The sequence below is a fragment of the uncultured Methanobrevibacter sp. genome (assembly GCF_947169325.1).
Lineage (GTDB): Archaea > Methanobacteriota > Methanobacteria > Methanobacteriales > Methanobacteriaceae > Methanocatella.
Map to the genome: position 1 here is coordinate 1 of NZ_CAMVPN010000013.1, position 14,056 is coordinate 14,056.

Below are 14,056 nucleotides of genomic sequence, written 5' to 3' on the forward strand. Positions count from 1 at the left end.
CGCCAGAAATGAATTTTTCAACATTTTCATATGCTTCATCATCAGTGTATTGAATCGGAGGGTGCTTCATGGTGTATGAAGAAATAGAGGTCAGCTGTCCTCCAATGCCCCTTTCCAAACCGAGTTTGCAGCATCTTACCGCATCAATTACACATCCTGCTGAGTTTGGAGAGTCCTCCACGCTTAATCTGAGTTCGATGTTCATCGGAACATCACCGAATGTGCGACCTTCCATTCTTAAAAAGCATAATTTGTTGTCGTTTTGCCATGGGACATAGTCACTAGGGCCGATGTGAATGTCACGGTCATCCATCCTTTCTGTCAGCACGGACTGAACAGCTTCAGTTTTGGATTCCTTTTTGGAGTCCAGTCTTTCACGGTTGAGCATATTCAAAAAGTCTGTGTTACCTCCGGTGTTGATCTGATAGGTCTTATCGAGCTTTACACCCCTATCCATGAATAAGCTAGCCAGTGTTCTGTGGGTAATTGTAGCGCCGATCTGGGCCTTGATGTCATCGCCTACAATAGGTATTCCTTTAGCCTTGAATTTTGCATCCCAGTCATCATCGCTGACAATAAATACAGGCATGCAGTTTACATAAGCAACTCCTGCGTCAAGAGCGCATTGCGCATAATACCTTGCGGCCTCTTCGGAACCCACAGGCAGGTAGTTTACCAATATTTCAGCGCCGCTTTCTTTAAGGACGCTTACAACATCAACAGGTTCAACGTCACTTACAACAAATGTGTATTCGTCATCATAATTGGACATGTGGTCTGCAACGCCATCGAGAACATGGCCCATGGAGACTTCCACGTCATATTTTGGAATGTCTTTTTGAAATACTGTTGTACAGTTAGGTTTAGCGAAAATTGCTTCGTCTATGGTTTTTCCGACTTTTCTTGCATCTACATCAAAAGCCGCAACGACTTCTATGTCACTAGGTTTGTATCCTCCGATTTCCCAGTGCATAAGTCCTATTGCGTCTTCTGGATTTTTACCATCGTAATAATGAATTCCTTGAATAAGTGAACTTGCACAGTTACCTATTCCAACAATAGCGATTTTAATTTTATCCAAATTTAACACCAGCTATAAATCAATTTAAAGTAATAATTTAATTAAATAAAATACTAATATAAGTTATGTAATATAGTTATATAAAATTATGCATTAATATGCTATACAAATTAAGCAATGCATGAGAACTTGTTGACAAAGAGTAGATAAAATGAATCCATATATTGAAATATTACGGCCTGGAAATGCAATGATGGGTGCCATTGCAATAATCCTTGTGGCAATTATCGATAAAAGCTTTACTGTGCCCATAATACTTGCAATGCTTGCAGTATTTTTCGAAACCGCTGCGGGAAATGTTATCAATGACTATTTCGACTACAATATTGATTTGATAAACAAACCCGACAGGCCGATTCCCTCCGGAAGAATCTCACTTAAGGCCGGAAGAAACTACGGATACCTACTGTTTCTGCTTGGAACAGTCTGCGGATTCACAATCAGCTATCTGACCAGCAACTGGATTCCTTTCATCATCGTCCTTTTGGCTGATGTCGTGCTGTATCTATACGCATATAAGCTAAAGTCAACCCCCCTCATCGGAAACCTCACTGTCGGATTCATGACAGGTTTCGGATTCGTATTCGGAGGATTCTGCCTGAACAATCCTACAATAATAACAACATCACTCTATCTTGGATTTTTTGCATTTGTGATGACAACCGCACGCGAACTTGTAAAGGACATTGAAGACATGGAAGGCGACAAAGCGGAAGGCGCCAAAACGCTTCCTATCTTATATGGCGAAAAGATAACCTCAATACTTGCATTTGTCCTGATAATCGTCGACTGCGCACTATGCCCTGTGCTGTACTTCAACCACATTTTCAGCTTCTATTATCTGATTGTAATTACAATTGCCGTAATACTTTTTATCTACTCAGCAATCATGATTATAAGAAATCCGGAAAGAGATGTCGCTTCCAAGGTTTCAAAATATCTGAAAATCGGAATGCTCATAGCATTTGTCGCATTCATCTTCGGCTCATTTTAACAAAAAGTATTAATGAAATCTCATAGATAGTATTAGTAATGTTTGATGATTTCAATGTAGGCGGCAAGGACAAGTATTACCTGCTGCTTCTGATAATATTCAGCGGCATTTTGGTTGCACACTACATAAATTTCAACGTCAAGGTCGGCGTAAGCTGCTCTGACGTATACGTTTATCTTTTAAATGCCCTTTACTATACAGGAACAAATAGGGGAGCCACAGGATTCATATATCTCTCCCCATTAATCTGCTTTTTAACGTCCCTTCTATTTAGAGTGGGTCTGGTTGACAAACTGGCAATATTCATAGTCACCGGAGCCTTTGCAATACTCGGAAACATTGGAATCTATCTTCTATTCAGGCAGTTCTATGATGAGAAATTAAGCATATGCGGAGCAATAATATACTCCACAACCACACTAAGTTTAACTTGGCTTGCAAACGGAACACTGGACGTTCCGGCGGTGGGAATGACAATTTGGTTTGTGCTGTTTGGCGTAATAGCAATCAATAAAAACCCAAAATTCTACACATATGCAATTCCGATATTCGCCATAGGATTTTTCACAAGATACACCCTTATTCTGACACTGCCGGCACTGCTTCTTTACTACGTTTATGAAAAAGGCTTCAAAATTGAAAAGGACGACTGGAAATATATAAAAAGAGGAATTCTAATCGCAGTCACAATTACGGCAGTCATACTGGCAACGGTGCTCATAATGGGACACGGCCAGTTCGGTGCTGCATCACAGATGGCCGGCGGAATTTCCGGAAAGCAAGGGTCCAGTAGAGATCCGGCATACAATACGGAACTTGGATATTACCTCTTTAATCTGCCGAATTTCATTTCAAATTCACATACCGTGTTTGAAGGAAATCCAGTACTGGAAAATCCGACAGCCCTCTCCTGGATAACCTTTGCAATTCTGATAATAGGCGCCATCCTATGGTTAAGAGACAGCGAACTGAAACTGGAAAAGAGGCACGCCATACCCCTGATAATATTTCTGATTGCATGTGTAACCTATACCCGAATAAGTTCGGTTCTCACAACCCTGATTGTGCTTTTGGGACTCTACATTCTTGGAAAGGACAGCGAAAACAGGACAGGTTATCTGATGATTGCATGGATTTTGGCAAACTTCATTTTCTTCAGCTACTTCAGCATCAAGGTCAACAGATACATCCTTCCGATATTTCCGGCACTGATTTATTTCCTTCTCAAATCAGTAAGCATGATTCAAAACAGGATTAAAATCAACAAAGCCATCATCCCGGCAATACTGATTGTCCTATTCATGATACAGGGATTTGCATTTACAATGGCATTTGAACCGACAGACAAGTACAATGCAACCGAGGACATTTCAAATTATCTGAAAGGCATCGAACCTGATTATCAGGACATCGACATTGGAGTCTACAACATAAGGCCGTTCCGCTGGTGGATTGGTGACAACGTGATTGGAATACCGAATTCCTATGTGGACAAGATTGAAAACAGCAACCTGACATACTACATCTCAAACACGAAGATGGACAACCTGGAAAATTATTCAGAGATTAAAAATATCGATACCGTCTATTTATACAAGAAAACAGGCCAATAGAGCCTGTCAAAATACTATTTTTTCAATTTAAGGCAATATTGCCAAGTCCAAAAAATGATGACAACTGCCGATTTTTAGAAAGATATATAATTAAAAAAATTATAAAAATAATAACATAAGTAATTTAAGAGGATTTATATATGAAAGTTGTATGCTGTAAGAACTGTGGTGCAAAATACCAGCTCGAAGATAATGATGACATTACTACATTCGAGTGTTCTTCATGCGCAGGAGATTTGGAATACTTGGAAGAATATTCTGATGAACAAAACAACTCTCGCTCTTCTTTTATTGACTCATTCAAGTATGACAATTCACAGATAGTTCAATGTGAGGACTGCGGATTGAAATATAAAATCAAAAGCAGTGACAGCATACTTGACTATGAATGCGACAGCTGCGGAGGTTCCTTAAGATATCTCGATGAAGAACTTAACAAGGAACTGGACAGCTACGTCGAGGAAAGAAGAAAAGAAGTTCAGCAAATCAGACAGGAAAATCAAGCACAGGAAATCAAACCTGACGAAGAGGAACAGACAGAAGATAATACACACTCCTTTAAATCAATTACTAACAGGTTGGAAAACTTTTTCTCAGAAGAAAACATGCTTCAAATAGCTAAGGATGAGAAAGAGCAAGAAGAGCTCGAACTGGAAGAAGAATTGAACTCCAAAACCGCCAGGACAACAATTCCGGAAGCGGTGATGACAAAATTCGGAAAGGAATTTGCTCTTCCGAAAACCAACGATTACAATATCTTGAAAAATTACATCAAGGACGAATTTTTCAAAAGCATGAACGAATACTATCCTAAGACTGATGAAAAACCTCAGGAAAGATCATTCGGAAGCATCATTGACAGGCTTACAATCCCTGAACCTGGAAACGGCGAAGGAGACCCAACTACAGGTTCCCTTCTAAGCACAGGATATGATGACTTCGACATAAAGAACATGGACACAAATACCACACTCCTCATTGTCGGAGCAGTAATATTTGTCCTGAGTATCATTGAGATTCTAATAATCAACAGCGGTGTTGGAATAGTAGCCCTGTTCATTGGAGTAATTATCTTATGTTATGGAATTTACAAAACTAGAGACGTTAAAGAAACCGAAAAAAGAACAAGAATCATCAGAGAACACTTATTGAGTTTACCTCAAGAATTCTACGTATTCTATAACGTGAAAATTCCAACTTCAAGCTCAGGCATTAACCACTTGGTTGTAGGCCCTACAGGAATTTATGCACTTCTCTCACAGAAATACAATCCTAAACTCAGACTGGAATCAGAAAACGAAAACCTGAATCTGATCGGTTCAACCGAATCCGATGAGGACAAGATTGAAGAGATTCCAAGCGAGGACAATGTGAGAAGGTTCAGATACACAACCAAACAGGCAAAATTCTCTCAAGACAATAAAATCAAGCAAAAAGCCTTGACATTAGGTGAGGATTTAATCAACTTCCTCAATGACAACAACATCAAAAACTGTTTCGTCGAACCTCTGGTAGGTTTCATAAACAACGAGGTCGTAGTCATAAACATGCCTTTAACCGATGAAGACCTGTTTATCGAGGAATTGTTACATCAAATCCAAACAAGCACTATAAAATTAGATTCTGAAACAATCGACAAATGCGCTGTTTTAATCAACAACTATTCTGCAGATTGCTCTTCAGAAATTTAATTTCTTTTTTTATTCATTTAACATTTCAAAAGTGATGACCGTATCTTTCGCGATATCACAGCCTGCTGTTTTTCCAACCACATCACCAATCCGAGCGGGAGATATTCCCCTGCCAGGTCTTTTAAATGCAATGTCTGACTCGGTAATGCTTTCACCTTTTTTGATGTCTGATTTTGCAACGATTGATTTTCTAATCTCCTTTCTTGCGGAGGATTCACATATCAAGGGCTGCTTGTTTGAGCTTCCGTTGATTTTTGATAAAAATAGAGCGTTATTTTTGAAGCGTATCACGTCATCGGGATCCATTGCAAAAGTGTTGTAGTATCCGCCCAATGACTTGTCGAATGTGAAATGCTTTTCGAGTATTGTGGCGCCGTAGCCGTAGGCGGTTGTCAGAACCATCATTTTCTCATCAGGCTTTGTGTAGTCAACATATCCTATCTCATAGTCCGGAAAGTTTTGAGCCAAATCCTTAATCATCAGAAGGTTGGCGTCCTTGTAGTCTGTCGGATATGATAAAACGGAATGCATGATTGCGATGTTTGATGTTGAGACATCCTCAATTGCCTTGACGGCATTTTTGATTTCAAGCAGAGTCGCACCACCTGTTGAAAGAAGTATTGACTTGTTTTTAGAGGCAACACTTTCAATGAACGGAATGTTGGTCAAATCGGATGATGAAATCTTATAGATGTCGACAAAATCATCCAACGCATCGACTGATTCTGAATCCAGGGGTTCTGCTAAAAACATGATGCCCATTTCGCTGCAGTACTGGGCCAGCTTGCGGTACTCGCCAATTCCGAACTTTTCATATTTGTTGAACAGTTCAAACTGGGATAGGGATTCCTCATAGGAAAGATTCCAGAATGATGGAGAGTCACGGGAGATGAACTTTTCAACCGAATAGGCGTGAAACATTACCGCATCCACGCCGCACATCTGCGCTTCCTCAATGAGAAGCTTTGCGGCATCCATATATGAGATGTTTTCCCTTTTGGCCAGATCATAAAAGTTGAAACTGATGTTTGCAATCAGAAATGGTTTCTTGTTAAATATGTTCATTGTCAAACCTGCTCAAGTTTTTGTTGAATTCAAATTTACGGTATTCCTCTTCAATAACGGCAAGTATATTTTCAAATCCGTTTTTAAGGTCAATGGACAGCATCTTTTGATGCATATCCATCCTCAAGTCGAAATCATTGACCACCCTTGCAAACTCCTCCACAACATCCTGCCTTTCAAGGTCCTCTCCACGGCCCATATTTATGAAGCCGTTGTTGTGGTTTGCAAAGACATGTGACACGTCCCTGTCATCCTTGCACAGGCATATTGTAGGAACTCCGATGGAACAGATTTCATACATTGACTTGTTAGGTGAAGTGAATATCAAATCTGCCTTGAATATGAATTCGCTGAAGTTTGAAACGTTTCTGTAAATCTGAATCAGAGGATTGGATTCGTATTTGGAAACTATTCCTTCCACATTCTCATAATCAAGACCAAGGACAATGTCGATTCTGCCGTCATAGGTGGTTGTTAAAATAGCGTCAGTGACCTTTTCTGTGAAGTTGTTTGAGTCGAACTGGCCGAAAGCAATCAAAACCCTGTTGACGGTGTTTGTGATTATCTTAGGCGGCTGATAATAGAACTCATCCTTCAAGACAAAATACTTATGTCCTGTGAACACGTTAAGCTCGCCAAGGTCATGCTCGTACAAGTCATCGAACACCACATCTGCAAGAGAGCTACCGACTCCCAAATCCTCGAAGTTGACGACAAAATATCCTTCGCTTTTCAATGCGGAAATATACTCCTCAGAAGTGTCTAAAATATCATTAATAACAATCTGAGGGTCAAATTTCTTCAATTCCTCAAGCAAATCAGGAATATCCTCATAAACAACATAAGAAAAGTTATTGCCTGAAACTATATCGATACTCAACTGATACTTTTCATCAATCAAAAATAAAACGTCATGAAACACTAGCTTTGAAGCAAGTGACAGGCATCGGTTGATGTGGCTTGTTCCGATTTCATCAGAGGCATTCACGACAATTGCAGTCCTTTTCTTTTGAAGATGATTTTCAGCAATCCACCAGTCCTCATAGGTTTCGATGTTGACGCTTTCCTCACGGGAAACCTCGATGATGTCAATGGTTGAGCCCAGACGGGAATCCTCCTGGATGAAATTTCTGCGGGATGCGAGAATCGCTCCGGTTTCCCTAAATGATTTCGGAAGGGAGTTTTTGTCCACCCTTTCGATATAGTTCGGGAAATACCTCTGGTTGTTCTCGTCATATCCCCAGCTCAGGTGCCTGTCGTCAACGACTGAAATAATGCTGTCTAGGCTGAAATCCTCGAACTTCTCAATTGCCCGATTTAAGGTTTCAACCTTAATCAGGGGAGAAGTCGGCTGCAGGGTGACAACAATGTCGTATTCGTCAAATGCCTGCTTTTCCTTTTGAATCATTGCATCGTGAATAACCGGATCGAGTGAAACCTCATCGGTTGCAAGCTCTTCTGAACGCCTGACGACGCTTGCTCCGAACTTCTCGGCTATCAATGCTATTTGAGAATCATCAGTGGTTACAACAACATCATCAACATACTCTGATGCCTTTGCGGTTTCGATTGCATAGGATATGAGGGGCTTGTTGTTGAGCAGTCTCAGGTTCTTCCTGGGAATGCCTTTGGAGCCTCCCCTTGCCGGAATAACCACCAATATCATATTATTATTAAACATGGCTCATCACTTAAATAATAAAATATAATAAATCCAATACTAAATATATTCATTATATATTATTAAATCTTTGGTGTTAGTATGAAAAATATGTCAAAAGAGCTATTGGATAGAATAAACAACTTAGCCACTCCAGTTAAGATAATGCACGTTTGTGGTTCCCATGAACACACAATAATGGAAAATGGAATCAGAAGTCTGCTTCCTGACGAAGTGGAAATCATTGCAGGTCCAGGATGTCCCGTATGCGTAGTGCCGTCACGTGAAATCGACGAGGCATTACAACTTATTGATAAGGGAGTTACAATCACAACCTTCGGAGACATGCTGAGAGTTCCTGGTTCTGAAAGATCCCTTGCAGATGCAAAAGCAGAAGGAGGAGATGTCAGAGTGGTTTACGGAATCAACAGAGCAATTGAAATAGCCGAAAAAGAGGACAATGATGTTGTATTCATTTCTGCAGGCTTTGAGACAACCGCACCGACAACAGCTGCTGAACTTCTGGCAACACCACCTGAAAACTTCTCAGTGCTCTCATGCCACAGGCTGATTCCACCGGCAATCGACTTTTTGATAAATTCAGGTCAGACAAGCCTCAATGCATTAATCCAGCCGGGACACGTGTGCACAATCATCGGAACAAAGCCTTTCGAATACTTCTCAACTGACTTTGGAATACCTCAGGTAGTGGCAGGATTCAACCCTCTCGACATACTGATGTCAGTATACATGATTTTAAGACAGATTCATAATGAAACACCAAGAATAGACAACGAATACGCAAGGGCAGTAAGGGAAGAGGGCAACGTCATAGCGCAGGAGAAAATGGAAGAGGTATTTGAAGTGACCTCAAGGGAATGGAGAGGATTTCCAAAAATCCCTAATTCAATCCTTGAAATCAAGGACGAGTTTGCAGACTTCAACGCCCGTGAAAAGTATGACATTGAAGTCAAGGACGTTAATGAAGCTCCTAAAGGCTGCATCTGCGGACCTATCCTGAGAGGTCTTGCAAGGCCTGAGGACTGCAAGCTATTCAGAAAAACCTGCAATCCGCTTCACCCTATCGGAGCGTGCATGGTAAGTAAGGAAGGAACATGCAACATCGCCCACAGATACTCAAGAGGATAACATGACAATAGAAGCAATAGCAGTGGATATCGACGGCACAATAACCGATGAGAAAAGGCAGATCTGCATTTCAGCGATTGAAGCCTTAAGAAAGGCTGAAGCTGCTGGAATTCCGACAATCATCGTTACCGGAAATGTGGTCAACTATGCATATGCAACAGAAGTACTTATCGGATGCAGCGGAGGGCTTGTGTGTGAAAACGGAGGAGTCGTCTTTAAGGAAGGTGAAAACGACAATGCTGTCGAGACACTGGTCGACAGGGAATTCGTTACATCAGCCGAAAAGCACCTCAAAGAAAAGTTAGGTGAAAAATTCGACAAGCACGCTTCCCACGACAACATGTACAGACTGACAGAAACCGTATTCTACAAGACATTGCCTAAAGAGGAGCTGGATGAGGCCCTTAAGGATTTCAAATACGTGGATGAGCTTGAAATATATGACAGCGGCTTTGCGCTCCACGTTACAGACAAAAGGGTCAACAAGGGAACCTCACTAAGGTACCTGTGCGAGAGAAACGGAATCAACATGGACAACGTGATGGCAATAGGAGACAGCCAGAACGATGAGGATTTCCTAAGGCAGGCGGGCTACAAGATTGCCGTTGGAAATGCGGAAGACAAGCTTAAGGAAATAAGCACATATACCTGTGAGAAAATGTTCGGAGACGGAGTGGCCGAAGCCATTGAAAAATTTGCGCTTTAGTGATAACATGATATACGAAATAGCAGAAAAAGCAGAAAAAGCACTTAAAAACAACTGTGACGCTTACGAAATTTACATTGACGAGTCCAAACTGATAGAGCTTGACTCAAAGCAGGATGAACTGAACTTTGCAAAGGAAGAAATCGAGCAGGGCCTTGGAATAAGAGTAATCAACAGCAACAGGGTCGGCTTTGCATACACTTCAAACATGAACAATATTGATGCGACATGCAGCCAGGCCATCAAGAACGCCAAACTCAACAAGGAAGATGAAAACTATGCATTTTCCGAAGTTGAAAAGATCAGTGATGTTAAAGGAGTTTATGATGAGAAATTCAATGATTTGGACCTTGATGAATCCGTGGAATTTCTAAAAACTGTCATTGCAACCGCTTCAGACAGCGGATGTGAAATTACAGGTTCAGGATTTTCAGCAAGCGAAGGAAGATCATTAATCGTCAATTCAAATGGCGTTTCCATAGAAAATGAGGGAACAGGATTCGGAATCGGATTGTCCGTCACCATCCAGAAGGACGGAAGGATTGCAACCGCATACAACTCCGAGTCATCAAGATTCTTTGATTTGGACGGTGTCAAGCTGGCAAATGAAGTGTGCGATTTGGCAAAAAGTTCACTTGACACAAAACCAATCGAAACCAACGATTATGACGTGGTCCTGGACTACTATGCCGCAACCGGACTTTTAAGGACATTCATGGGTGCCTTTGACGGTGAAAACGTGATGAGAGGAAGATCCATCCTAAAAGACAAGACAGGCATAGAAATAGCCAATCCAACTCTTTCAATCATTGACAATCCACTTTTGGAAGGAGGAATGCTTTCATCATGCTGTGACGGTGAAGGAAGTGTCAGCAAAAAGACAGACTTAATAAAAGACGGTATTTTAAGCTCATTCATTTATGACATATACACCGCAAACAAGGCAGGCACAAAAACAACCTCCAACGGATTTAGAGGCTCATACCTCACAACACCTTCAATCTCACCGACAAATCTTGAGTTTAAGTTCTCAGAACTGAAAGACATCTCAGAAATCGATAAGGGAGTTCTTACAACAAGCGTTTTGGGAGCCCACACCGCAAATCCTATTTCAGGTGACTTTTCAGTGGAGGCAAGCAATGCATTCAAAATAGAAAACGGAGAGCTCACAGACCCAATCGATAAGGCGATGATTTCAGGAAACGTGTTTGAAATAATGAAAAAAGTAGAAGGTTTAAACACCGAAGTGAAACAGTACGGCTCATTTATCCTGCCTAAACTGCTGGTGCATGATTTAAGGGTCGTTGGCCAAAATTAAAAAGAAGAAAAATTAAATCTTTTTTAATTTTTCTCTATATCTTTCAATAGTGCCGTCACGATAATCTATGTTGAGATAATCGGAAGCCAGCTGCTTGTTTTTATCGAATTCCTTAATCTTATTTTTTGCCAGATTATCAATGTCCTCATCCAATTTCTTTATCTGATTTTCAAAAGCATATTCTGATTTTCTGATGTTGATGTTAGACTGGCGAGCGAGCTTTTCAAGTTCCTTTTCAAAGTCAACTTCCTTTTTAGACATATTAATCACCTACATCTCAATTATCGGCAGCTGAATTTCAGTTATGAATTCCTTTTCATCATCGCAGTTGTGGACGCCTTTTATTAAAACCTCTTTAGGTGATCCGATAATGTCATAATGATTCTTCTGGGCGATTTCAACCAGTTCTGCATAAGTGTCCATGATATTGTCAGTAGGTCCGAAATGCTTTCCGGCAAGGACCTTATTTTCAATCATGTCGACTACACGGATCCTGTCGGTTTCATCAGCGTCGCCTTTAATGGCAATGCTTACGTCATATACGACATCACCTTCATTGACTTCGTGTCTTGGTGAGAAATAAACGATGAATGGTTCGCCTTCGGTTTCAATCTCTTCAGCATCAACCCAACCCATCAATATTGAAAGGAATATTCCTAAATCTTCGATTGGAGTTTTACAGTTAATAACTCCCAATTTTTGTTCTGGAATTACTTTAACTTCATAATCCATAATTTACACCTATTGTTAATTTATTGATTTTGTAATTAAAAAAAGTTGTTATTGATTATCAGATTTGACAGATACTTGCTTTATTTCAAAAATTAACTGTAAACATGTGTTAAATTTAAAAAATGGCGCCCTAATATGAAATAATTTGTAAGAATAGATACATTTAAATAATGAAAATTACTATCTATAAACAAGAATATGTAAATCATATTCGAGTATTTTCAGAATGGAAATGAGGGCCAAAATAACATTTTCATTCATATTGTTGATGTTGATTGTCTAACTGTGGAAGTTTGTGGTTTATACTGCAAACTTTAGACAATCCCAATCTATTTTTAAAAAAACCAAAATTCCAACTTATTTTCAAAACTACTTTTAAAAAACATTCTGAAAACAATATTCAATTCACAATATAATATTTCAAAGTGAAGTAAATATTGTTTAAAGAAAAACTAGCACCTATTTATAGAATTAAAGCAAATTTAATAAGTAATAGATAAATTAAAACATTAACAATCGAGAGATGATATTGTGAACCACATCAACAATTATGACAGTGCTAACAAAAAATGTTGGAGCGTATTGGCCTTACACTCAACATTGTCTCAATTATATTGAATGCAATAGACATCTCAATCCATCTAATGCATTAAATATCGTTGCAGTATGACTGACGAACTTTAAAAAGAAAGGTTCTTGATTTTTTAAGGTTTCACAACCGGAGTTTTGCGTAATTCTTCCCTTTCTTTTTTTAATTGAACAGATAAACTTCCACTTCTTCACCTTCATCCAATATTTCAACCAGTTTTGGGATTTTCACATAGCCGTCAGCGGTTGAAAGTGAAAATATTGCTCCTGAATCTTTAAATATCGGATTTACATTATCGCCATCGACTTTAACGAGCTGATACTGCATCCTTCCAACTTGTGAGTGGATTCTGCGAGTCATTGTGCCCTTGACTGTCTTGAGCTCAAAGTCCTTTTCGATTCCGGCAAGTCTTGTCAATGGCTCAGCAACAAATGCATTGAATATCATCAAAGCGGAAACCGGATTTCCAGGAAGTCCAATGACCATTTTGCCACCAATGACCCCGACGATTGTTGGTTTTCCAGGCTGGACTGAAATTCCATGGATATATACCTCACCAAGCTCATCCAAAACATGTTTCAGTACATCCCCCAGACCTGCTGAGGTTCCACCGGAACAGAACAGTATGTCCACCTCTTTTAATGACTCAGTAATTTTCTCCTTGACTTCATCGTAGCTGTCCCTCATGACTCCCAAGAATTTTGCATCGGCACCGCATGAAATGGCATCGTTCTTAATCATTCCACCGTTTACATCATATATTTTTCCATATTCCAAATCCTGACCTTGAAGTGTGATTTCATTACCTGAAGATACTACACCAACTGTCGGCTTTTTGTAAACTTCGATTGTTTCAAAACCCTGTGAAAGCAAAACTCCGATTTTTCCTGGATTCAAAAAATCGCCTTTTTTGAGAATCAAATTACCTTCTTCAATGTCTGAACCTTTTTTGGCAACATCCTGTGACGGAGTGGCAGTAGTAAATAAATTAACTTTACCATCCATTTTTTCAGCATACTCAACCATTACAACAGCCTCTGCTCCTTCAGGCATGGCCGCACCAGTACTGATTTCGATGCATTTGCCCTTTTCAACTTTTTTGTCTGTAGTTGAGCCGGCTTCGAGAAAGTCAATGACCTCCAGAGTATTTGGAGACTCTTCAGAAGCCCCAAAACTGTCTTCGGCCAATATCGCAAAGCCATCCTTTAATGCCTTGTCGAATGGAGGGAAATCCATTCTTGAATAAACGTCTTCAAACAATATTCTTCCGTAAGCCTCGCCAACTTCAATCTCTTCGCTTTGCGGAGCCAGGTTCCTCTCGAATAAATCGTTAATGATATCAATAGCTTCATCGCATTCTTTAATTTTTAAAAATTCAGTTCCCATAGTTATCCCTTTATATACTATCCAATAACTTAATATAATAATATATTCATAAATATATAAATAATTTAATCT

General features: G+C 39.8%; 12 protein-coding genes. 6 read left to right on the forward strand and 6 right to left on the reverse strand.

Features of this window, described 5'->3' with window-relative positions; translation table 11 throughout:
• A partial coding sequence (locus Q0W26_RS03215; RefSeq protein WP_298522303.1) for an inositol-3-phosphate synthase occupies positions 1-1,081 on the reverse strand: 1,081 nt, incomplete at its 3' end.
• 151 nt (positions 1,082-1,232) lie between these two features.
• Here Q0W26_RS03215 and Q0W26_RS03220 point away from each other — a divergent pair.
• The 3 genes from Q0W26_RS03220 (at position 1,233) to Q0W26_RS03230 (ending at position 5,379) form a co-directional block, all read left to right on the forward strand.
• Positions 1,233-2,075: a UbiA family prenyltransferase gene (locus Q0W26_RS03220; protein WP_298522306.1), complete on the forward strand. Its 843-nt coding sequence runs from the start codon at positions 1,233-1,235 to the stop codon at positions 2,073-2,075.
• Positions 2,076-2,113: 38 nt separating this feature from the next.
• Positions 2,114-3,688: a glycosyltransferase family 39 protein gene (locus tag Q0W26_RS03225; protein ID WP_298522308.1), complete on the forward strand. Its 1,575-nt coding sequence runs from the start codon at positions 2,114-2,116 to the stop codon at positions 3,686-3,688.
• A gap of 140 nt (positions 3,689-3,828) precedes the next feature.
• Positions 3,829-5,379: an NERD domain-containing protein gene (locus tag Q0W26_RS03230; protein ID WP_298522310.1), complete on the forward strand. Its 1,551-nt coding sequence runs from the start codon at positions 3,829-3,831 to the stop codon at positions 5,377-5,379.
• Between the two features lie 9 nt (positions 5,380-5,388).
• Here Q0W26_RS03230 and Q0W26_RS03235 read toward each other — a convergent pair whose 3' ends face one another.
• Both Q0W26_RS03235 and Q0W26_RS03240 read right to left on the reverse strand, forming a co-directional pair.
• Entirely contained in the window at positions 5,389-6,444 is a 1,056-nt protein-coding gene (locus Q0W26_RS03235) for an N-acetylneuraminate synthase family protein (protein WP_298522313.1), read from the reverse strand.
• The gene (locus Q0W26_RS03240; protein WP_298522316.1) at positions 6,431-8,125 is read right to left on the reverse strand and encodes a cytidylyltransferase domain-containing protein; all 1,695 of its coding nucleotides are present in this window, start codon (positions 8,123-8,125) and stop codon (positions 6,431-6,433) included. The genes Q0W26_RS03235 and Q0W26_RS03240 overlap by 14 nt, the downstream gene beginning before the upstream one ends.
• 81 nt (positions 8,126-8,206) lie before the next feature.
• On the opposite strand from Q0W26_RS03240, the gene hypD reads away from it, so the two are divergent.
• The 3 genes from hypD to Q0W26_RS03255 are packed head-to-tail and all read left to right on the forward strand — an operon-like array spanning position 8,207 to position 11,277.
• Positions 8,207-9,253 carry a hydrogenase formation protein HypD gene (gene hypD / locus Q0W26_RS03245; protein WP_298522318.1) on the forward strand — a complete coding sequence of 349 codons (1,047 nt, stop codon included), beginning with the start codon at positions 8,207-8,209 and terminating at the stop codon, positions 9,251-9,253.
• A 1-nt stretch (position 9,254) separates the two neighbouring features.
• Entirely contained in the window at positions 9,255-9,959 is a 705-nt protein-coding gene (locus Q0W26_RS03250) for a phosphoglycolate phosphatase (RefSeq protein ID WP_298522321.1), read from the forward strand.
• A gap of 7 nt (positions 9,960-9,966) precedes the next feature.
• Positions 9,967-11,277 carry a TldD/PmbA family protein gene (locus Q0W26_RS03255; protein ID WP_298522324.1) on the forward strand — a complete coding sequence of 437 codons (1,311 nt, stop codon included), beginning with the start codon at positions 9,967-9,969 and terminating at the stop codon, positions 11,275-11,277.
• A 12-nt stretch (positions 11,278-11,289) separates the two neighbouring features.
• Here Q0W26_RS03255 and Q0W26_RS03260 read toward each other — a convergent pair whose 3' ends face one another.
• The 3 genes from Q0W26_RS03260 to glp all read right to left on the reverse strand — a co-directional run bounded on the left by Q0W26_RS03260 (position 11,290) and on the right by glp (position 13,984).
• A complete protein-coding gene (locus Q0W26_RS03260) occupies positions 11,290-11,538 on the reverse strand; it encodes a hypothetical protein (RefSeq protein ID WP_298522327.1) in 249 nt (82 codons plus the stop codon).
• A gap of 9 nt (positions 11,539-11,547) precedes the next feature.
• Positions 11,548-12,009 carry a GyrI-like domain-containing protein gene (locus Q0W26_RS03265; protein ID WP_298522330.1) on the reverse strand — a complete coding sequence of 154 codons (462 nt, stop codon included), beginning with the start codon at positions 12,007-12,009 and terminating at the stop codon, positions 11,548-11,550.
• Between the two features lie 751 nt (positions 12,010-12,760).
• Positions 12,761-13,984 (reverse strand): gephyrin-like molybdotransferase Glp, encoded by a 1,224-nt coding sequence (glp, locus tag Q0W26_RS03270; RefSeq protein ID WP_298522332.1) that lies wholly within the window; start codon positions 13,982-13,984, stop codon positions 12,761-12,763.
• Positions 13,985-14,056 lie beyond the last annotated feature (72 nt).

Bases quoted from the DNA above. Each gene is read 5' to 3' on its own strand.
- glp (WP_298522332.1), bottom strand. From the start codon at position 13,984: ATGGGAACTGAATTTTTAAAAATTAAAGAATGCGATGAAGCTATTGAT.
- Q0W26_RS03250 (WP_298522321.1), top strand. From the start codon at position 9,255: ATGACAATAGAAGCAATAGCAGTGGATATCGACGGCACAATAACCGAT.
- Q0W26_RS03265 (WP_298522330.1), bottom strand. From the start codon at position 12,009: ATGGATTATGAAGTTAAAGTAATTCCAGAACAAAAATTGGGAGTTATT.
- Q0W26_RS03230 (WP_298522310.1), top strand. From the start codon at position 3,829: ATGAAAGTTGTATGCTGTAAGAACTGTGGTGCAAAATACCAGCTCGAA.
- hypD (WP_298522318.1), top strand. From the start codon at position 8,207: ATGAAAAATATGTCAAAAGAGCTATTGGATAGAATAAACAACTTAGCC.
- Q0W26_RS03240 (WP_298522316.1), bottom strand. From the start codon at position 8,125: ATGTTTAATAATAATATGATATTGGTGGTTATTCCGGCAAGGGGAGGC.
- Q0W26_RS03260 (WP_298522327.1), bottom strand. From the start codon at position 11,538: ATGTCTAAAAAGGAAGTTGACTTTGAAAAGGAACTTGAAAAGCTCGCT.
- Q0W26_RS03255 (WP_298522324.1), top strand. From the start codon at position 9,967: ATGATATACGAAATAGCAGAAAAAGCAGAAAAAGCACTTAAAAACAAC.
- Q0W26_RS03220 (WP_298522306.1), top strand. From the start codon at position 1,233: ATGAATCCATATATTGAAATATTACGGCCTGGAAATGCAATGATGGGT.
- Q0W26_RS03235 (WP_298522313.1), bottom strand. From the start codon at position 6,444: ATGAACATATTTAACAAGAAACCATTTCTGATTGCAAACATCAGTTTC.
- Q0W26_RS03225 (WP_298522308.1), top strand. From the start codon at position 2,114: ATGTTTGATGATTTCAATGTAGGCGGCAAGGACAAGTATTACCTGCTG.